The sequence below is a fragment of the Polaromonas sp. P1_G2 genome, from assembly GCF_056405515.1.
In genome coordinates this window covers 1-531 of the sequence record NZ_JBFUBY010000865.1, presented here as the reverse complement: position 1 = coordinate 531, position 531 = coordinate 1, and the positions used below count along the sequence as shown (strand labels likewise).

The window sequence follows — 531 nt, the reverse complement described above, 5'->3', positions numbered from 1 at the left end:
ATGTAGGGTTCGAACCTACGACCCGCTGATTAARAGTCARCTGCTCTACCAACTGAGCTAATCACCCGAAGAAGCCGTTGTCGTCGGCGTCTGACGGGGCATATAAAGAGGATCATTTCCCTTGGCAAGCCCCTGTCGTCATATTGTTGCAAAAAACCTGGACTTTTTCTCCGAGAGCCGGATTATCCAGCAAAATCAAAGAAAAAGCTGGCCTGATGCGATCTTGGCAGCCTGTCCGCCGATGCGTGCGCGGGCAATCCTGCCATTCTCCGCCTCGATATGCAGGTGGATGTGCGAGGGCCTGCCCATCTCCACGCCCTGCTCGATCATCAGTGCATAGCGGCCGTCGCCGAGCGCGTCGAAATGATGGATCGCCGCACTCATCGCCGCCACCGCGGCACCTGTCGCCGGGTCCTCGGCAATGCCCATATCGGGCGCGAACATGCGGGCATGAAAATGCGCATTGTGGTCCTCGCCGCCGCGGCTATAGACGAAGGCCGCAAGCGTCCTGTCGCCGGCCGAGGCCATGGC

At 59.2% G+C, this 531-nt stretch carries 1 protein-coding gene; it reads right to left on the bottom strand.

What is annotated here, in order from left to right:
- Positions 1–195 precede the first annotated feature (195 nt).
- Positions 196–531: PhzF family phenazine biosynthesis protein (locus AC1D0P_RS28045; RefSeq protein ID WP_477679721.1), on the bottom strand; the 336-nt coding region annotated here is incomplete at its 5' end.